We start from the raw sequence: 18756 nt of genomic DNA on the forward strand, positions 1-18756 counted from the left end.
CAGATTCAGGGGTCGTGGTGGCAGGCGCGGGCCTGCGCCGACCTGCTTCGTCGTCCGCTCGCTGGTGCGTCGCCCATCCATCGAAAGGTTGATCGCAGGACCAACCTCGTGCGCGATGTGGCGGGACCCCCTTCGCCGGTGGACTGGATGGCATGTCGACCTCCCTGCGCCCCGCACCCCAGAAGAACCCACCCAGGATCACCACGTCCCCCTTCGTCCAGCGCATCCTCGGCCGGCGGGGGGCGCCGGTCGTGCTCGTCCTCGCCGTGCTCGTCGTCGGGCTGGCGAGCGCCCTCCTCGGGTCGGCGGAGGCCCCGCCGCGCGGGGAGGCGTACCCGGCGACGGCCGAGTCGGCGGTCGTCGCCGACCAGCTCGAGAGTTTCCCGGGCAGCGACGAGGCGCCGGTCCTCCTCGTCGCGACGAAGGGGGGCGCGCCCCTCTCCCCGGCCGACACCACGGGTCTCACGCGGCTGGCGACCGACCTCGGCGCGCAGCGCGCCCAGGCACAGGTCAGCGACGACGGGCAGGCCGCGACGGTCACCGTGCCCGTTGCGACCAGCGCGGACTCCGACGCCCAGGTGCGGACGATCAAGGACCTGCGCGCCGAGGTCGCCGACCACGCCCCTGACGGACTGGACGTGCAGGTCACCGGTGGGCCGGCCTTCGGCGCCGACATCGCCTCGGCCTTCGACAGCGCCGACTTCACCCTCCTCGCGGTGACCATCGGTGTCGTCGCGCTGCTGCTCCTGCTCACCTACCGCTCACCCGTCCTGTGGCTCGTCCCGCTCACCGTCGTCGGCATCGCCGACCAGGTGGCCGGGCGGGTGACCGCTGCCGTCGGGGAGGCGAGCGGCCTCCCCTTCGACGCGGGCATCGTCTCCGTCCTCGTCTTCGGCGCCGGGGCCAACTACGCCCTCCTGCTCATCTCGCGCTACCGCGAGGAGCTCCACGAGCACGGCGACCACCGCGTCGCGCTGCGCGCCGCGTGGCGGGCCACCGTGCCGGCGATCGTCGCGAGCAATGCGACCGTCGTCCTCGCCCTGGGCACCCTCCTGCTCGCCGCCGTCCCGGGCACGCGCGGGCTCGGCCTGGCCTCCGCCGTCGGCCTGCTCATCGCCCTCGCCGCGGTCGTCGTCGTCCTGCCCGCCGCTCTGGCGCTCGTCGGTCGCCGCGTCTTCTGGCCCTTCGTCCCGCACCCCGGCGACGAGATCTCCCACGAGGGCGTCTGGGGCCGAGTCGCCCGGGTGGTCGTACGGCGTCCGGCCGCCTTCCTCGTCGGGGGGCTCGTCGTCCTGGCAGTGCTCGCCTCGGGGCTGCTCGGCGCCCGGGTCGGGCTGAGCCAGGCCGACTCCTTCCGCACCGCCTCTGAGTCGGCCGACGGTCTCGTGACGGTCGGCGAGCACTTCCCCGCCGGGTCCGCCGCCCCGTTCGTCGTCACGACGGACGAGGACTCCACCGCCGCGACGACCGCTGCCCTGCGCTCGGTGCCGGGCGTGACGACCGTCGCCCCGTCCGGCACCGACGGCGCAGGCCGCGCCCGGCTCACCGTCGTCGGCGAGCCGTCCCCCGGCACGCCCGCGAGCCTCGAGCTCGCCACCGACCTACGGTCTGCAGCCCACGGGGTGCCGGGCGCCCGGGCCCTCGTCGGCGGTGGGTCCGCGGAGCTGCTCGACGCCCGGGCCGCCGCCGAGGCGGACCTGCGCACCGTGGCCCCGCTCGTGCTCCTCGTCAGCCTGGCCGTGCTCGTCGTGCTGCTGCGCGCACTCGTCGGGCCGCTCGTCCTGCTCACCCTCAACGCCCTGAGCGCTCTCGCCGCCCTCGGTCTGGGCGCCTGGCTCGACGAGCACCTCCTCGGCCACCCGGCACTCGACGTGCAGACCCCGCTCGTGGCCTTCCTCTTCCTCGTGGCGCTCGGCATCGACTACACGATCTTCCTCATGCACCGGGCCCGGCACGAGGCGGTCGGCCGCGGCACCCGCGAGGGTGTCTCCCGAGCCGTCGCGCGCACCGGCGCCGTCATCACGAGTGCGGGGATCGTCCTGGCCGCGGTCTTCGCCGCGCTCGGCGTGCTGCCGCTCGTCGTCCTCGGTCAGCTCGGCCTGGCCGTCGGCCTCGGGGTCCTGCTCGACACCCTGCTCGTGCGCACCCTCGTCGTCCCGGCGGCGACCGCCCTGCTGGGTGAGCGCTTCTGGTGGCCGGGCCGGGTAGCGTCGCGCTCGTGAGCAGCACGAGCGACCCGACGGGCACGAGCCGCTGGCTGCGGCTGGGCCAGCACGCGCTCCTCGCGGTGCTCGCCGTCGTGTGCGCCGTGCGGGCGATCGCCGACGGCACCCACCCGGCGGCCGAGCTCGCCGCGCTCGCGCTCTTCGCCGGCTGGTACGCCCTCGGCCCGCGGGTCGCGCGCGCCGGCCGCGACGGCACCGGCTGGTTCGTCGGGCTCGTGCTCCTGTGGGGGCTGCTCGTACTCGTCTCCCCCGAAAACGTCTGGCTCGCCTTCCCCCTGTGGCTCCTCGCCGGGCACGTGCTGCCGCTGCTGCCCGCGGTGCCCACCTCGCTCGCGGTCCTCGTCGTCGTCGCGCTCGAGCCGGTGCGGCACAGCGGCGAGGTCTCCTACGCCGCCATCATCGGGCCGTGCATCGGCATGGTCGTCGCGCTCGGGGTCGCCCGGGCGCAGCGGGCCCTGGTCCGCGACGGCATCGAGCGCCAGCGCCTCATCGCCTCGCTCTACGCCGCGCAGGAGGAGAGTGCCGCCCTCACCGACGAGCTGGCCCGGGTGCAGCGGGCCCAGGGCGTGACGAGCGAGCGGACCCGCCTCTCGCGTGACATCCACGACGGCATCGCCCAGGGATTTTCTTCCCTGCTCCTGCTCTCCCGGGCCGCCCGCGCCGAGTCCGACGCCCAGCGGCGGGCGCAGCTGCTCGAGCACATCGAGTCCGGTGCCGCCCAGGGGCTGGAGGAGTCGCGCCGGATCGTGGGCGCGCTCGCCCCGACCGACCTCGACGAAGGGAGCCTGGCCGCAGCGATCCGCCGGGTCGCCGACCGCTTCGCCGCCGAGAGCGGGGTGCGGGCGACGGTCACCGCCTCGCCGGACCTGCCGCCGGTCCCGACGACGGTCGAGGTGGCGCTGCTGCGCCTCGTCCAGGGCGCGCTGGCCAATGTCCGCACCCACGCCGGGGCCGAGACCGTCGGGGTGAGCCTCGAGGAGGCCGGCACGACGGTCCGTGTCGACGTCGTCGACGACGGGGTGGGCTTCGACCCGACCGATTGGTGGCAGCGCCCCTCCCCGACCTCGGGCGAAGGGGGCTACGGCCTGCGTGCCACCCGCGCCCGCCTGCGCGAGCTGGGTGGCGGCCTCAGCGTCGAGTCCGCCCCCGGTGAGGGCACGGCCGTCTCCGGATGGGTGGAGGTCGGGCGATGAGCACGACGAGCGCGGTGCGGGTGGTCGTCGTCGAGGACCACCCGGTGACCCGGATGGGTGTCGTGGCCCTGCTCGGGCAGGACGAGCGGATCGAGGTCGTCGGCGAGGCAGGCGCCGGCGAGGACGCGCTCGGAGTCGTCGCGCGCGAGCATCCCGACGTGGTCGTCACCGACCTTCGGCTGGGCGACGGGCTCGACGGTGTGGGCGTGACGAGCGCGGTCCGCGGGACCCGCCCCGCACCAGCGGTCCTCGTCCTGACGACCTACGACACCGACCGCGACATCGTGCGCGCGGTCGAGGCGGGCGCAGCGGGCTACCTCCTCAAGGACGCCGACCCGGCCCGGATCACCGACGCCGTGATCCGCGCGGCCGCCGGTGGGACGGTCCTCTCCCCCGACCTCGCCCAGCGGGTCGTCGCGCGCATCTCCCGCCCGCAGGCTGACCTGTCGGCCCGCGAGGTCGAGATCCTCGCCGCCGTCGCCCGTGGCCTGTCCAACCGCGAGATCGCCCGCGCCCTCGTCATCTCCGAGGCGACGGTCAAGACGCACCTCGTGCACGTCTTCACCAAGCTCGACGTCGACTCGCGCACGGCGGCCGTGGCGCGAGCGCGCGAGGACGGCCTCATCCCCTGAGCCGGTAGCCCACGCCCCGCACGGTGAGGATCCGCTCGGCGCCGATCTTGCCCCGCAGGGAGCGGACGAAGACGTCGACGACATTCGACCCGGGGTCGAAGTCCATGTCCCAGACCATGCCGAGGAGCTGCTCGCGCGAGAGGACCTGCTCGGCGTGCTCGACGAAGGCCTCGAGCAGGGAGAACTCCCGGGCGGTCAGCTCGACCTCGCGCCCGCCCACGAGGGCGGTCCGGCGTCGGATGTCGAGGCTGAGGTCACCGGCGGTCAGGGTGCCGTCGTCGGCAGGTGCGGCACCCCCTTCGCGCAGTCGCAGTCGGACCCGGGCGAGCAGCTCGGCGAACTGGAAAGGCTTGGTCATGTAGTCGTTGGCCCCGCCCTCGAGCCCGGCGACCGTGTCGTCGACGCCGTCACGCGCGGTGAGGATGATGACCGGGACGTCGACACCGTCGCCCCGCAGGCGGCGCAGCACCTCGAAGCCGTCGAGCCCGGGCAGTCCGACGTCGAGGACGAGCAGGTCGAAGGCACCGGTCGAGGCGAGAGCCCAGGCCTGCCGGCCATCGCCGACGATCGTCGTGCGGTAGCCGCTCGCCCGCAGCCCCTTGTCGACGAAGCTGGCGATCTCGTCGTGGTCCTCGGCGATGAGGATGGCGCTCATGGCTTCTCCGTGTCGGTCGGGTCGGGCAGGGGGGTGTCGACGGGCAGCACGAGGGTGAAGACGGCGCCCTGACCGGGCTCGCCCCCCCACGTCGACGCGGCCGTCGTGGCCCTCGGCGATGGCGCGCACGATGGCCAGGCCGAGGCCGGCGCCGCTGTGGCGTCGACCGTCGGGCGGCTCGCCGTGGCTGAACCGCTCGAAGATGTGCTCCCGCTCCGCGTGCGGGACGCCCGGCCCGGTGTCCTCGACGCTGATCGTCAGCGCGCGCCCGAGCTCGGGGTCGTCGACGATGTCGGAGGCGAGGGTGATGGCGTCGCCGTCGCGGGTGTGCTGCACGGCGTTCTGCGCGAGCTGGAGCACCGCCTGGGTGATCCGCTGGGCATCGAGCCGGGCGGTGCCCTCGGCGATCCGGGCCACGCGCCAGCGGCGGTCGGCGAGGGCCGAGATCTTCGCCTCGAGGGCCACCGTGAGCATCGAGGTGTCGACGTCCTCGCTCGCCCGGACGAAGTCGGGCCGGTCGGCCTTGGCCAGGGCGAGCAGGTCGGTGACGATCCGCCCCATGCGGTCCAGCTCGGTGGTGACGATGCGCAGCGTCGCCTGACGCGACTCGGGGTCGTCGTCCATGAGCTCGAGGTGTCCGCGGATCACCGTGATCGGGGTGCGCAGCTCGTGCCCGGCGTCGTCGACGAAGCGCTGCTCCGCGCGGAAGGCCTCCTCGAGGCGGTCGAGCATCCGGTTGAAGGTCGAGGCCAGACCCGACACGTCGTCGTCGCCGACGTCGATGCGACGGGTGAGGTCGTGCTCGGTGATCTCCTCCGCGGCCTCCTGCACCTGGCGCACCGGGCGCAGGATGCGGCCGGCGACGAGCCAGGAGACGACGCCAGCGAAGAGGAGGGCTCCCAGGGAGACGAAGGTCAGGGTGCCCACGGTCCGGTCGGCGTCCGCGCGGGCCGGGTCGGTGAAGACCGCGACGACGAGCACGGCGTCCTGGCCCCCGCGCACGTCGACCCCCGCGCGGGCCCACCTCATCTCCCCGGCGGGAGTCTCGCGCGTCCCCGACGACGCCCGTCCGGCCTCGGCGAGCAGCTCTCGATCACGCGTGAGGTCGTACTCCTCGGGCTCGGGCGCGCCAGGCCCCCGGACCGGCAGGACCTGACCGGTGTCGCCGACGTAGCCGACGATGATCTCGTCGTTGCCCGGTCGCTGCCGCGACAGGTAGACCTCGAGCAGCCGGTCGGCCGTGGTGAAGGGCTTCGAGGTCTCGGGGTCGGTCCCGTCCTCGGTGAAGGTCCGGAACTCGTCGATCTCCTGGGCGACATCGGAATTGGCGCGCTCGGTCACCGACAGGTGCAGGCTCTCGCGCACGACGATGACGACACTCAGCAGGCTGACGAAGAGGACGAGCACCATCCAGCCGACGATCGTGTCGCGGGCCAGCCTCGGCCGCGGGCGGTCAGCGGCCATCAGTCGTCATCGTCGTCGTCCCACTCGTCGTCATCGTCGTCCCAGTCGTCGTCATCATCGTCGTCATCGTCGTAGCGCGGCGCCGGCGCCTGGGTCTGCGAGGTCCATGTCGGCGTGGGCGTCCAGGTCGGTCGCGGCGTCGTGCTCGGCGCCGACGTCCTCGTGGGCGCCGAGGTCCTCGTGGGCTTCGAGGTCGTCGTGCTCGTGGGCTTCGAGGTCGTCGTGCTCGTGGGCTTCGAGGTCGTCGTGCTCGTGGGCTTCGGGGTCCGCGACGTGCTGCTCGACGACGAGCTGCTGGACGTCGAGGACGTCGGCGACGACGTCGGGTCGGTCGTCAGCTGCAGGGGGCGCTCCTGCACCGGCGGCGGGTCAGCGGGCGCGGCCGCCACCCGGAAGCCGAGCAGCACGAGCAGCGGGACGCAGAGCATCGCCGCGAGGAGCATGCCGTCGCGGCCGAGCCGACGTCGAGGGGCTGGGGTCATGACGGCGAGGCTACGAAGGGGGCATGAGTCACGGATGAGGGTCGGATGAAGAAGCCTTCATCAGCGGGTCGGGCACGGCCCGGGTCACGAGGTTGATGCCGCGCATGAGGTGGAAGCCGCCCAGCGCGGCGGCGGTCCCGAGGGCGATGCCGGCGAACTCCAGGTCACCGATGGTCCAGGTGAAGTCGGCGATGCCGATGATCAGGGCCACGGCGGCGGTCATGAGGTTGATCGGGTTGCCGAAGTCGACCCGCGACTCGACCCAGATCTTGGCCCCGAGCAGGCCGATCATGCCGTAGAGGACCACTCCGGCGCCGCCGAGGACGCCCTTAGGCACGGTGGCGATGGCCTCGCCGAACTTCGGCGAGAAGGACAGCAGCAGCGCGACGACCGCGGCGACCCAGTAGGCGGCCGTCGAGTAGACCCGGGTGGCGGCCATGACGCCGATGTTCTCGGCGTAGGTCGTCGTGCCCGACCCGCCGCCGGCCCCGGCCAGCGTCGTCGCCAGCCCGTCGGCGATGAGCGCCCGGCCGGTCACCGGGTCGAGGTCCTCCCCGGTCATCGAGGCGACCGAGCGGATGTGGCCCACGTTTTCGGCGACGAGGACGAGCACGGCGGGGATGAAGAGGCCGGCGACGGCGAGGTCGAGGCTGGGCGCGTGGAAGTCCGGAGCCCCGAACCAGTCGGCCTCGTGCATCCGGGCGAAGGTGACCTCGCCCCGCACCAGGGCGGTGCCGTAGCCGGCGGCCACGCCGACGAGGATCGCGATGCGCGACAGCAGGGTCCGGGTGGCGACCGTGACGAGCAGGATGACGACGACCGTGACGAGCGCCGTGACCGGCGACTTCATGAAGTTGGCCTTGGCGCTCGGTGCGAGGTTGAGCCCGATGAGCGCGACGATCGCACCGGTGACGACCGGCGGCATGAGCGCCCGCAGCCAGCGGTCGCCGGCCACCTGCACGACGACGCCGATGGCGGCGAGGGTCAGGCCGGCCATGACGACGCCACCGAGAGCGGTGGGCATGTCGTGGCTCTTGGACGCGGCGGCCAGCGGGGCGATGAAGGCGAAGGAGCTGCCGAGGTAGCTCGGCACGCGACCGGCGGTGATGACCAGGAAGAGCATCGTGCCGATGCCGCTGAAGAAGAGGGTCGTGGCCGGCGGGAGGCCGGTGATGAGCGGCACGAGGAAGGTCGCGCCGAACATCGCGACGACGTGCTGCGCGCCGAGCCCCATCGTGCGCGGCCAGGACAGCCGCTCCCCGGGCAGTACCACCTCGCCGGGCCGCACACCTCGACCGTCGCCGTGGACGGTCCACCCGAGACCGAAGGGGGGTCGCGTCGCCTGGTCGTGCTCGGTCTCGGTCATGGCCGGAATGCTAGGTCAGCGGTCGGTCGGCGGTGACCACGGCCACCACCAGCGCCGCTGGCGCGTCGGCATCGGCTCGGGCGGGGGCGGTCCCTCGTCGACGTCGTCGAAGAGGAGGGCGTGCCCCGGGACCTCGCCGCCGAGGGTCATCGGGTCGACGCTCCAGCCGTGCGCGACGGCCAGGACGGTGTCCTCGGTGACGGCGAGGACGACCTGGAAGCGCGCCTCGTCGTCGGTGATCTCCTCGAGGGCGGGGAGCCCGAGACCGGTCTCGGTGGGCGTGGGCGCCCCGGTCCAGGCGACGAGCTCACCGCTGTCGCCGAGGACCTCGACGTGCCGCAGCAGTCGCCCCCGCTCGGCCGCGAGCCAGCGGTGCGCCTCGGCGACACGGTGCGTCGCGTAGGCCTGCACCCGGGTGTCGAGCAGCGCCGCGAGCGAGGCGAGCCGAGTGGGCGAGATGTCCGAGAGCTCGAAGCTGACGGCCAGCGTCCACCGACCGTCGACCCCCGGCACCGGCGGCAGGATCCCGACCTCACCGAAGGCCTCGGCAGCCTCGGCGCCCGGGACAGTGCGCCCGCCGGTCAGCCCGAGGGCCTCGGCGACCTGGGCCTGGGAGCGGTCCAGGACCGCGAGCCAGGCCGTCTTCGGGCCGAAGGGCTCGAGGTGGGTCACAAGGACCTCGCCATGATCACGCCGTCGCGGTCGTCGCCCGGGGCGACCCGGACGCCGCCCGGGACGCGACCGACCTCGGTGTAGCCGAAGCGGGTGTAGAACTCGCCCAGACCGGTGCCACCGCGGTAGTCGAGCGTCACCAGCTCGACGCCTCGCTCGCGCGCCGCGCGGTGCATCCCGGCCATGAGCAGGGCCCCGTGGTTGGTCCCCCGGCGGGCCGGGTCGGTCATGATCCGCTCGAGATTGGCGGTGTGCGCCACGGTCGCGCCCGAGGGGCGGACGACGAAGCCGAAGCCGAGCAGGTCCCCGTGCGGGGAGTTGAGCGCCACGAGCGAGGTGTCCCCGCGCTCCAGCCGCGCGGCGTACCCGTCGAGGACCGCCGCGACCTCCCCTTCGTCGGCGCCGGGCAGGAAGCCGACCGCTCCCCCGGCCTCGTTGACCTCGACCCACATCCGCAGCATCGCCTCACGTGCCCGGGCCGGGATCTTGTCGGCGACCCGCACCCACGGCAGCTCGAGGACCTGCCAGTCGTCCCCGCCGACGGTGTGGTCGAGGTCGGGCGCGTGGACCATGCCCGCGAACTCGGCGACGAAGCGGGTCGCGAGGTCCTCGGGCGCCACCCGCAGGCGCAGCGGCAGGTCGGGCAGCCACTCGAGGGCGTGCGCGACGACCAGCCGCATGGCCGGCCCGGCGAGGTCCTCCTCGCCCTGCCCCTCGAGCGTGCGGATGGTCACCCGGATGAAGTCGTCGTGCGCCCGCAGGCCGACGAAGCCGACGCGCCGCCCCGAGGCGTCGGTGGCGATCCAGGTGCCGTAGCCGTGCTCGTCCCAGTGCTCTCGCCAGCCGCGGACGATCTCTGCCGGTCGCTCGGCGTCCTCGGGCACGCCCATGAGCTCGGCGACGAGGGCGGCGTCCTGCTCTTCGGGTGGCTGCAGCGAGACGAGGTCGGTCGTGATGGTGCGTGGTGCGGTCACGGACCCCATCGTGACACCCGAGTCACCACGCTGGGACGATGGGCGGATGACAGATCCGCTCTCCGTGCCCGTCGGCACCGGTCCCGACGAGCTCTTCGAGCGGTTCTCCGCCTGGACGGCCGATCGTGGCCTGGCGCTCTACCCGCACCAGGAGGAGGCGCTGCTCGCCCTCCTCGGCGACGACCACGTCGTCCTCGCCACCCCCACCGGGTCCGGCAAGTCGCTCGTCGCGACCGGGGCGATCGCCCACGCCATGGCCAAGGACCAGGTCGCCTTCTACACCGCGCCGATCAAGGCGCTCGTCTCGGAGAAGTTCTTCGACCTCTGCGCGATCTTCGGCGCCGACAACGTCGGCATGCTCACCGGCGACGCGTCGGTCAACGCCGACGCTCCCGTCATCGTCTGCACCGCAGAGGTGCTCGCCAACCTCGCCCTGCGCGAGGGTCGCGAGGCCGACGTCGGTCTCGTCGTCATGGACGAGTTCCACTACTACGCCGAGCCGGAGCGCGGCTGGGCCTGGCAGGTCCCGCTGCTCGAGCTGCCGCAGGCGCAGATGCTCCTCATGTCGGCCACCCTCGGCGACACCCGGGCCATCGAGGACGACCTCGCCGAGCGCACCGGGCGCGACGTCGTGGTGGTCAAGGACGCCGAGCGACCCGTCCCGCTGACCTTCCGCTGGGCCCTCACCCCGCTGCAGGAGACGATCGAGGAGATCCTCGAGTGGCGCCGGGCCCCCGTCTACGTCGTCCACCAGACCCAGGCCAATGCCGCCGAGCACGCGCGCCTGGTCCAGACGCTCAAGCTGCTCGACAAGGACGAGAAGCAGGCCATCGCCGACCGGCTCGCCGGCTTCCGCTTCTCCGCCGGCTTCGGCCGCACCCTCGGCGGCATGCTGCGTCGCGGCGTCGGCGTGCACCACGCCGGCATGCTCCCCCGCTACCGCCGGCTCGTCGAGCAGCTCGCCCAGGAGGGCCTGCTCAAGGTCATCTGCGGCACCGACACCCTCGGTGTCGGCATCAACGTCCCGATCCGCACCGTGCTCTTCACCTCGCTGACGAAGTTCGACGGCACCCGCCACCGGGTGCTGCGGGTGCGCGAGTTCCTCCAGATCGCGGGGCGGGCCGGCCGCGCCGGCTACGACACCGAGGGCTACGTCGTCGTGCAGGCACCCGAGCACGTCATCGACAACCACCGCGCGCTGCTCAAGGCGGGCGACGACGAGAAGAAGCGCAAGAAGGTCCAGCGCAAGAAGCCGCCCGAGGGCTTCGTCGTGTGGACCGAGGACACCTTCACCAAGCTGACGAGCAATGCGCCCGAGACCCTGCGGTCGCGGATGAAGGTCGACAACTCGATGATCCTCAACGTCGTCGCCCGGCCCGGTGACCCGGTGACCGCCCTGTCGCGCCTCACGAGGGACAACCACGAGGACGCGAAGGGGAGGGCTCGCCTCGCCCGACGGGCCATCCGTCTGGGGCGCAGCCTGCTCGACTCCGGTGTGCTCGAGCGTCTCCCGGAGCCGGACGGGACCGGACGGACCGTGGCCCTCACCCTCGACCTGCCCCCGGACTTCGCGCTCAACCAGCCGCTCGCCCCCTTCGCGCTGGCGGCGCTCGACCTGCTCGACCCCGACTCCCCGACCCACGCCCTCGACGTCGTCTCGACGATCGAGGCGGTCCTCGAGGCGCCGATGGCGGTCCTCGTCGCCCAGCAGCACGCCGCCCGCGGCGAGGCGGTCGCCGAGATGAAGGCCGACGGCATCGAGTACGAGGAGCGGATGCGCCTGCTCGACGAAGTCACCTGGCCGCGGCCGCTCGCCGAGGAGCTCGCGGCCGCCTTCGAGACCTACCGCCAGACCCACCCGTGGCTGCCCGAGGAGGCCCTCGTCCCCAAGTCGGTCGTGCGCCTCATGTGGGAAGAGGGCATGTCCTTCGCCGACTTCGTGCGCCGCTTCACCCTCGGCCCGCGCGAGGGACTCGTGCTGCGCTACCTCACCGACGCCTACCGCACCCTGACCCGCACCGTGCCCGAGGCGCACTCCTCGCCGCAGCTGCGCGAGATCGTCGAGTGGCTCGGCGAGACCGTGCGGCAGACCGACTCCTCGCTCCTCGACGAGTGGGAGGCACTCACGGACCCCGATGCGGCCACCCGGCTGGCCGAGGGCCGCGAGGCCACGGCACCGCCGCGCCCGCTGTCCGCCCGCACCGGCCCCTTCCGGACCATGGTGCGCGGTGCCCTGTGGCAGCGTGTCGAGCGCGCAGCGCGCGACGACCTGTCGGCGCTGTCGGCCCTCGAGGCCGCGGCGGCCGAGCTCGCCGACGACGGCCGCGCGCCACTGATGCGCCACGACGACTGGGACGTCGCCCTCGGCGACTACTGGGAGGAGCACGACCGCATCGGGACCGACCAGGACGCGCGCGGTCCGCACCACCTGCACATCGCGGAGGTCCGTGGCCCGGCACCGGGGCTCGACCCCGACGTGACCCCGGACGCGCGGCTGTGGGAGGTGCGCCAGACCCTCGCCGACCCCGAGGGCGACGGCGACTGGGTCGTCGAGGCCACCGTCGACCTCGACGCGTCCGACCGCGTCGGCGAGGCGGTCGTGCTCGCCACCGCCCTGCGGCGGTTGTGAGCCCGGACATATCCTGACGACCTGATGACCACGCTCCCCCGGCGTCTCGCCCACCTCCTGCTCGCGCTCGCCGTCGCCCTCGGCCCGGCGCTGCTGTCCGCGCCCGCCGCGCAGGCCGCGCCCACGACCCCCGACGCAGCGTCTGCGCAGGTCCCCGACCCCCTTCGGGTCGGGACCGAAGGGGTGTACGCCCCCTTCTCGATCAAGCAGGGCGACGACTTCACCGGCTTCGACGTCGAGGTGATGAAGGCCGTCGGCGAGCGTCTCGGGGTCGAGGTCGAGTTCGTCGCGACGCCGTGGGACTCGATGTTCGCCGCCCTGGCCGCAGGGCGCTTCGACGTCGTCGCCAACCAGGTCAACGTCAACCCCGAGCGGGAGAAGCTCTACGACCTCTCCGACCCCTACGTCGACACCGCCGGCGTCCTCGTCGTCGCCGAGGACAACCCCGAGGGGATCGAGGAGCTCTCCGACCTCAAGGGCAAGCGCGCCGCCGAAAACCTCACGAGCAGCTGGGCCGAGGTGGCCAAGGACCACGGCGCCGAGATCGTCGGCGTCGACGGGATGAACGAGGCGATGTCGAGCCTCAAGGAGGGTCGCGTCGACGCGATCGTCAACGACAAGCTCGCCGTGCGCAACTACATCGCGACCAGCCCCGACCCCGGGGTCAAGATCGTCGCGGAGACGGACGACCAGGCCCAGTCGGTCTTCGCCGCGAAGAAGGGCACCGGCTACATGCCGGAGATCAACCAGGCCCTCGCCGAGATGGAGGAGGACGGCACCACCCCAGGCGATCTACGACAAGTACTTCTCGGCCGACAACGCAGCCCCGAGTGCCTGGGACCTCGTCAAGGACAATGCCTGGCCCATGGCCTGGGCGACGATCAAGGTGACGATCCCACTCACCGCGATCTCCTTCGCCATCGGCCTCGTGCTCGCCCTCGTCACCGCCATCGGCCGGATGTCGACCTCCGCCGTGCCACGGGCCATCGCGCGCGCCTACATCTCGATCATCCGGGGCACCCCGCTGCTCGTGCAGCTCTTCCTCATCTTCTACGCGCTGCCCGAGATCGGCATCGACCTGCCGCCCTTCGTCGCCGCCGTCATCGCCCTGTCGCTCAACGTCGGCGGCTACGCGGCCGAGGTGATCCGCTCGGCCATCGAGTCGATCCCCAAGGGCCAGTGGGAGGCGGCGCAGACGATCGGCATGGGGCCACGGACGGCACTGCGGCGGATCATCCTGCCGCAGGCGGCCGCACGGCGATCCCGCCGCTGTCCAACACCCTCGTCTCCCTGCTCAAGGACACCTCGCTCACCTCGATCATCCTCGTCGTCGAGCTGACCCAGACCGCCCGGTTCGCCGCGGCACCGACCTTCCAGTACATGCCGATGTTCGCGCTCGCCGCCCTCTACTACTGGATCATCTGCACGATCCTGTCCGTCCTCCAGGACCGCGCCGAGGAGAGGTTCAGCCGCTATGTCGCAGCCTGAGGTGGTCGTCTCCGCGGCCCACGTCCGCAAGAGCTTCGGTGACAAGGAGGTCCTGCGCGACATCTCCTTCGAGGTCGGCTCCGGCGAGGTGACGGTCGTCCTCGGACCCTCGGGCTCGGGCAAGACCACCCTGCTGCGCGCCCTCGGCGGGCTCGAGCGCCCCGACGCCGGCGTCATCACGGTCGGCGACGCGAGCCTCGACTTCGGCGAGCTGACGCCCGGCCGTCACGACCGGCTCCCCCGGGGTCAGCGCGAGCAGCTGACCGCGCTGGGTCGGCAGAGTGGCTTCGTCTTCCAGGGCCACAACCTCTTCGCCCACAAGAGCGCCCTCGACAACATCACCGAGGGGCCGGTCGTCGTGCAGGGCGAGGACCCGCAGGCCGCCCGCGAGCGGGCCCTGGCCCTGCTCGACCAGGTCGGCCTGTCCGAGCACGCCGACAAGTACCCCTTCCAGCTCTCCGGCGGCCAGCAGCAGCGGGTCGGCATCGCCCGAGCCCTCGCCCTGCGCCCGTCGGTCGTGCTCTTCGACGAGCCGACCTCCGCGCTCGACCCCGAGACGGTCGGCGAGGTGCTGCAGGTCATGCGCGACCTCGCCGAGCAGCACTGGACGATGGTCGTCGTCACCCACGAGATCCGCTTCGCCCGGCAGGTCGCCGACGAGGTGCTCTTCATCGACGGCGGCGTCGTCGTCGAGCGCGGGGCACCCGAGCAGGTGATCCTCGACCCGCAGGCCGAGCGGACCCGCTCCTTCCTCCAGCGGATCCTCGACCCGCTGTGACGGTGCAGGTGCCGCTGCGATGATCCTCGTCGACCCGCCCACGTGGCCCGGCTGGGGCCGCACGTGGAGCCACCTGGTCTCGGACTCCTCCCTGGCGGAGCTGCACGAGTTCGCCCAGCACGTCGGGCTGCCGCGGCGGCTCTTCGACGAGGACCACTACGACGTGCCCGTCGAGCGCTACGACGAGGTCGTGGCGGCGGGGGCCACCGAGGTCAGCGGGAGCGACCTGATCCGCCGGCTCATCGCCAGCGGCCTGCGCGTCAGCGCGGCGAAGCGCCGCTGAGCCGGTCGAGCTCGCGTCGCAGGTTGACCCGCGCGCGCCCGGTCCACCGCTCGTGCGCGTGGTCGGTGAGGTAGAGACGGTCGCGCTCGACGAAGGGAGCGAGCACCGCACTCCTGCCCCGCGCGAAGTCCTCGTCGCCGACCATGCCGTACTCGATCCGGACCTGGTGGCAGTAGGCGTCGAATCGCTCGGTCGGTGCCGCGAGGATCCACAGGTCGGCGTCGTGGAAGGCACGAGCCGCAGGGCCCGGCGAGCTCATCTCGTGGGTGGCCGACTCCCGGACCAGCCGGGCGACGAGGGCGAGATCCGAGGGGCCGAGGCCCAGGTCAGCGAGGCGCTGCTGCGCCAGCTCCGCAGACGCCTGCTCGTTGGCGCCGGCGGCGGCGTGGGTCTCGTAGACCGCGTCGTGGTACCACGCGGCCAGTCCGGCAAGGTGACGATCCCGCGCGGGGAGGTCACCCCCTTCGGCCAGCTCGTCGAGGGCCGCGAGGACCTCCGCGAGGTGCACGACGTCGTGGTAGGAGCGGTGGTCCTCGAGCCACCGGTCGAGGAGGTCGGTGACCTCCGCCGCGGCCCGCTCGTGGGGTGCGTCGGGGCACAGAGCGGTCACATCGGCGTGCCATCGGCTGCGCAACGTGTCCACCGTGCAATTCTGCCGGAATGAGCGCTGACTCCCCGCGGAGCGACACCCTCGAGTCCGTCCGGCGTGCGGGCGTCGAGACCACCGGCATCGAGATCATCGACGAGGCCGACCGGACCGCCCGCCCGGCCGACCTCTTCTGGCCGTGGTTCGCGGCCAACGTCTCCGTCTTCGGCATCTCCTACGGCAGCTTCGTCCTCGACTTCGGGATCTCCTTCGGTCAGGCCCTCCTCGTCTCGGTCATCGGCATCGTCGTCTCCTTCCTGCTGTGCGGGCTCGTCGCCGTGGCGGGCAAGCGCGGCTCGGCACCGACGATGGTCATCTCGCGCGCCGCCTTCGGCGTCCGGGGGCAGAAGCTGCCCGGGGTCGTCTCGTGGGTCGTCTCGATCGGGTGGGAGACCTTCCTGGCGATCATGGCCACGCTCGCGACGGCAACCGTCATGCGCGAGCTCGGCTGGGGCGGTGGCACGCCGACCAAGGTCGTCGCCATGCTCGTCGTCGCGGCCCTCATCGTCGGCGCCTCGGTCGCGGGCTACCACCTGATCATGCGGATGCAGTCGTGGCTGACCTGGCTGACCGGTCTGGCGACGATCGTCTACGTGGGCCTGACCGTGGGCCACATCGAGTGGTCGACCCTGACCTCCCTCGAGGGCGGGTCCTTCCAGCAGGTGCTCGGCGCGCTCATCATGGTGATGACCGGCTTCGGTCTCGGGTGGATCAACATCGCCGCCGACTGGTCGCGCTACCAGAGCCGCGAGGCCTCCTCCGGCGCGATCGTCGCGTGGAACACCCTCGGTGGCGCCCTGGCGCCCGCGCTCCTCGTCGCCTACGGCATCGGTCTGGCCGGCTCCGACGAGACCCTGCGCGCCGGCATCGTCGCCGACCCGGTCGGCACCCTCGCGACGATCCTGCCGACCTGGTACCTCGTGATCTTCGGTGTCGCGGCCGTGCTCGCGCTCGTCTCGGGCGCGGTCCTGGGCATCTATTCCTCGGGCCTGACCCTGCTGAGCCTCGGGGTGCGCATCCCCCGCCCGGCGGCTGCCGGCCTCGACGGCCTGCTGCTCACGCTCGGCACGATCTACGTCGTCTTCTTCGCCGAGAACTTCCTCGGCCCCTTCCAGTCCTTCCTCATCACCCTCGGCGTGCCGCTGGCCGCCTGGGCGGGCATCTTCCTGTCGGACCTCGCGCTGCGCCGGCGTGACTACGACGAGGAGGCGCTCTTCGACGCCCGTGGGCGCTACGGCTCGGTCGACTGGATCTCCATCGGCACGATGGTCCTCGCCTCAGTCATCGGCTGGGGTCTGGTGACCAATGCGATGCCTGACTCGACGTGGAACAACTGGCAGGGCTACCTGCTCAAGGCCTTCCTCGGCGCCGAGCTCGTCGAGGACCCCGCCGGCAACTACTGGGCCGGCGACTGGTCCTACGCCAACCTCGGCGTCATCGTCGCCCTCGGGCTCGCCTTCGTCATCACCCTGGTCGCGCGACGGGGCATCGTGCGGCGGCAGGAGGAGCGATGACCGAGCTGCCCCCGCTCGACGACGCCTGGCTGGTGGTCATCGACCCCCAGCGGATCTTCGCCGACCCCACCTCGGAGTGGGGCTCGCCGATGTTCGACGACGCGCTCGCGCCGATCAAGTCGCTGCGCTCGAGCTTCGGTGCCGGGCGCACGATCGTCACCCGGTGGGTCCCCGGCTCGGAGCGACCCGGCTCGTGGGGGCCCTACTTCGAGCGCTGGTCCTTCGCCGATCGCCCCGCGACCGACCCGGTCTTCGACCTCGTCACCCCGGCCGCGGGCTGGAGCAACCGCGGGTCGGTGGACTGCTCGACCTTCGGCAAGTGGGGTGAGCCGCTGACCCGCATCACCGGCCCCACCCCCACGGTCGTGCTCGCCGGTGTCTCGACCGACTGCTGCGTCATCTCGACGGCGCTGCCGGCCGCCGACGACGGCGCCACCGTCGTGGTGGCCGCCGACGCCTGTGCGGGCTCGACCCAGGACAACCACGAGGCCGCTCTGCAGGTCATGGCGCTGTACTCGCCGCAGATCGAGGTCTCGACGAGCGTGGCGGTGCTCAGCTCACGGTGATGTTGACCATCCACGGGATGCCGTAGCGGTCGGTGAAGGAGCCGTACTCGTCGCCCCACATCTGCACCTCGAGGGGCACCTCGACCTGGGCCCCGGCCGTCAGGCCGGCCCAGTAGCTGCGCAGCAGCTCGGTCTCGTCGCCGCTGATGCTGATCGTCACCGACGTGCCCAGGGTGCGGGTCATGCCGGGCGGGGTGTCGCTGGCGAAGATCGTGTAGCCCGCCTCGGTGACGAGGCTGGCGTGCATCACCTGGTCCGCGTGGGGCGAACGGGCCGCAGCGCCCGAGCCGCCTCGTGCACCGCCTCGCCGAGCCGCTCGATCCGCGCGGTGCGCAGCGTCCACGCCTGCCAGTACAGCGGGACGTCGCGGTGCTCCCGCTGACGCAGCAGCACCAGCCGGCCGGTGTCGAGGTCATCGCCCACCTGGGCCTCCGGGAGCATGGCCCACCCCAGCCCGGCCCGCACTGCCGCGGCGAAGCCCTCCGAGGAGGGCACCTGCGAGGTCGGCGGGACCACGTCGACCCCGAGGTCGCGCAGCACCCCGTGCTGCAGGTCGTCCTTGGCGTTGAAGCGCAGGACCGGCATGCGCTCCCAGTCGTGCCCACGGCCCTTCGCGAACTCCTCCGCCAGCGGTGCCGCTGCCACCGGCAGGTAGCGCATCGACCCGAGCGGTTCGGTGCGGCAGCCCGCGACCGGGGTCGGGTCGGCGGTCACGGCCCCCACGACCGCACCCCGCCGCAGGTGGTCGGCGCTGTACTCCTCGTCCTCGACCTCGAGGTGCAGCAGGGTGTCGGGCCACCCGGCCGCGGTCGCGAGCACCGGCTCGAACCACGTCGCGAGGGAGTCGGCGTTGACGGCGACCGGGAGCTCGACGGGAGCGGACCCCCCTTCGCCCAGGTCGGCGCGGAGCTGGTCGGCGAGCAGGACCATCTGCCGAGCCGTGCGCGCGACCGCCGTGCCGGCGGCGGTGGCCCGCACGGGAGCGCTGCGCTCGACGAGCACCCGGCCGGCCGCGGCCTCGAGCGCCTTGATCCGCTGGCTGACGGCGGAGGGGGTGATGCCCAGCGCACCGGCCGCCGCCTCGAAGGTTCCCTCGTCGACGACGGCGAGCAGGGCGCGGAGCTGATCGATCTGCATGAAGCAATGCTAATGACACTGCAGACTCTTTCGCTGGCCTTCAGGTGGACCC

Annotated in this window: 16 protein-coding genes and 2 pseudogenes; 11 read left to right on the forward strand and 7 right to left on the reverse strand. The window is 72.7% G+C overall.

Annotation, left to right across the window (positions count from 1 at the left end; all coding sequences use genetic code 11):
- Window positions 1-152: 152 nt before the first annotated feature.
- From H7A72_RS09855 to H7A72_RS09865, 3 genes are read left to right on the forward strand one after another with little or no spacing between them, the layout of a single operon-like run.
- Window positions 153-2222, forward strand: a complete 2070-nt coding sequence (locus H7A72_RS09855; protein ID WP_223277599.1) for an MMPL family transporter — start codon at window positions 153-155, stop codon at window positions 2220-2222.
- Window positions 2219-3418: a sensor histidine kinase gene (locus H7A72_RS09860; protein ID WP_185220420.1), complete on the forward strand. Its 1200-nt coding sequence runs from the start codon at window positions 2219-2221 to the stop codon at window positions 3416-3418. Before H7A72_RS09855 ends, H7A72_RS09860 begins: the two co-directional genes overlap by 4 nt.
- A complete protein-coding gene (locus H7A72_RS09865; RefSeq protein ID WP_185220421.1) occupies window positions 3415-4050 on the forward strand; it encodes a response regulator transcription factor in 636 nt (211 codons plus the stop codon). Before H7A72_RS09860 ends, H7A72_RS09865 begins: the two co-directional genes overlap by 4 nt.
- Here the strand turns inward: H7A72_RS09865 and H7A72_RS17175 are convergent.
- A complete protein-coding gene (locus H7A72_RS17175; RefSeq protein ID WP_370543529.1) occupies window positions 4040-6169 on the reverse strand; it encodes a response regulator in 2130 nt (709 codons plus the stop codon). The genes H7A72_RS09865 and H7A72_RS17175 overlap by 11 nt on opposite strands.
- 114 nt (window positions 6170-6283) lie before the next feature.
- Between H7A72_RS17175 and H7A72_RS09880 the strand changes: the two genes are divergently transcribed.
- Window positions 6284-6700, forward strand: coding sequence for a hypothetical protein (locus H7A72_RS09880; protein WP_185220422.1), 417 nt, complete (start codon window positions 6284-6286; stop codon window positions 6698-6700).
- Here the strand turns inward: H7A72_RS09880 and H7A72_RS09885 are convergent.
- Genes H7A72_RS09885 through H7A72_RS09895 form a run of 3 tightly spaced genes read right to left on the reverse strand, consistent with a single transcriptional unit; the run spans window position 6680 to window position 9663 of the window.
- On the reverse strand, window positions 6680-8017 hold the full coding sequence (locus tag H7A72_RS09885; protein ID WP_185220423.1) for a uracil-xanthine permease family protein: 1338 nt from the start codon (window positions 8015-8017) through the stop codon (window positions 6680-6682). The two genes, H7A72_RS09880 and H7A72_RS09885, sit on opposite strands and share 21 nt — an antisense overlap.
- A gap of 15 nt (window positions 8018-8032) precedes the next feature.
- Entirely contained in the window at window positions 8033-8689 is a 657-nt protein-coding gene (locus H7A72_RS09890; protein WP_185220424.1) for a hypothetical protein, read from the reverse strand.
- Window positions 8686-9663: a GNAT family N-acetyltransferase gene (locus H7A72_RS09895; protein ID WP_185220425.1), complete on the reverse strand. Its 978-nt coding sequence runs from the start codon at window positions 9661-9663 to the stop codon at window positions 8686-8688. The genes H7A72_RS09890 and H7A72_RS09895 overlap by 4 nt, the downstream gene beginning before the upstream one ends.
- A gap of 46 nt (window positions 9664-9709) precedes the next feature.
- Here H7A72_RS09895 and H7A72_RS09900 point away from each other — a divergent pair, with 46 nt between their 5' ends.
- The 5 genes and pseudogenes from H7A72_RS09900 (at window position 9710) to H7A72_RS09920 (ending at window position 14841) form a co-directional block, all read left to right on the forward strand.
- The gene (locus H7A72_RS09900) at window positions 9710-12292 is read left to right on the forward strand and encodes an RNA helicase (RefSeq protein ID WP_185220426.1); all 2583 of its coding nucleotides are present in this window, start codon (window positions 9710-9712) and stop codon (window positions 12290-12292) included.
- 24 nt (window positions 12293-12316) lie between these two features.
- Window positions 12317-13060 (forward strand): annotated as a pseudogene (locus H7A72_RS09905) (transporter substrate-binding domain-containing protein); the annotation flags it as partial.
- Between the two features lie 97 nt (window positions 13061-13157).
- Window positions 13158-13780: pseudogene (locus tag H7A72_RS09910) on the forward strand (amino acid ABC transporter permease).
- The gene (locus H7A72_RS09915; RefSeq protein ID WP_072624946.1) at window positions 13767-14558 is read left to right on the forward strand and encodes an amino acid ABC transporter ATP-binding protein; all 792 of its coding nucleotides are present in this window, start codon (window positions 13767-13769) and stop codon (window positions 14556-14558) included. Before H7A72_RS09910 ends, H7A72_RS09915 begins: the two are co-directional and overlap by 14 nt.
- 19 nt (window positions 14559-14577) lie before the next feature.
- Window positions 14578-14841 carry a DUF4031 domain-containing protein gene (locus tag H7A72_RS09920; RefSeq protein ID WP_072624947.1) on the forward strand — a complete coding sequence of 88 codons (264 nt, stop codon included), beginning with the start codon at window positions 14578-14580 and terminating at the stop codon, window positions 14839-14841.
- Here the strand turns inward: H7A72_RS09920 and H7A72_RS09925 are convergent.
- A complete protein-coding gene (locus H7A72_RS09925; protein ID WP_185220427.1) occupies window positions 14819-15484 on the reverse strand; it encodes a metal-dependent phosphohydrolase in 666 nt (221 codons plus the stop codon). The genes H7A72_RS09920 and H7A72_RS09925 overlap by 23 nt on opposite strands.
- Before the next feature lie 17 nt (window positions 15485-15501).
- On the opposite strand from H7A72_RS09925, the gene H7A72_RS09930 reads away from it, so the two are divergent.
- Together H7A72_RS09930 and H7A72_RS09935 are read left to right on the forward strand one after the other, a co-directional pair.
- Complete coding sequence (locus tag H7A72_RS09930; RefSeq protein ID WP_185220428.1) at window positions 15502-17001, forward strand: cytosine permease; 1500 nt, start codon at window positions 15502-15504, stop codon at window positions 16999-17001.
- Entirely contained in the window at window positions 16998-17567 is a 570-nt protein-coding gene (locus tag H7A72_RS09935; RefSeq protein WP_185220429.1) for a cysteine hydrolase family protein, read from the forward strand. Before H7A72_RS09930 ends, H7A72_RS09935 begins: the two co-directional genes overlap by 4 nt.
- Here the strand turns inward: H7A72_RS09935 and H7A72_RS09940 are convergent.
- Complete coding sequence (locus H7A72_RS09940; protein ID WP_185220430.1) at window positions 17554-17814, reverse strand: hypothetical protein; 261 nt, start codon at window positions 17812-17814, stop codon at window positions 17554-17556. The two genes, H7A72_RS09935 and H7A72_RS09940, sit on opposite strands and share 14 nt — an antisense overlap.
- Window positions 17814-18704: a LysR family transcriptional regulator ArgP gene (locus tag H7A72_RS09945; RefSeq protein ID WP_185220431.1), complete on the reverse strand. Its 891-nt coding sequence runs from the start codon at window positions 18702-18704 to the stop codon at window positions 17814-17816. Before H7A72_RS09945 ends, H7A72_RS09940 begins: the two co-directional genes overlap by 1 nt.
- Window positions 18705-18756 lie beyond the last annotated feature (52 nt).

The sequence above is a fragment of the Janibacter sp. YB324 genome (genome assembly GCF_014217915.1).
In the GTDB taxonomy this organism is placed as follows: Bacteria; Actinomycetota; Actinomycetes; order Actinomycetales; family Dermatophilaceae; genus Janibacter; species Janibacter indicus.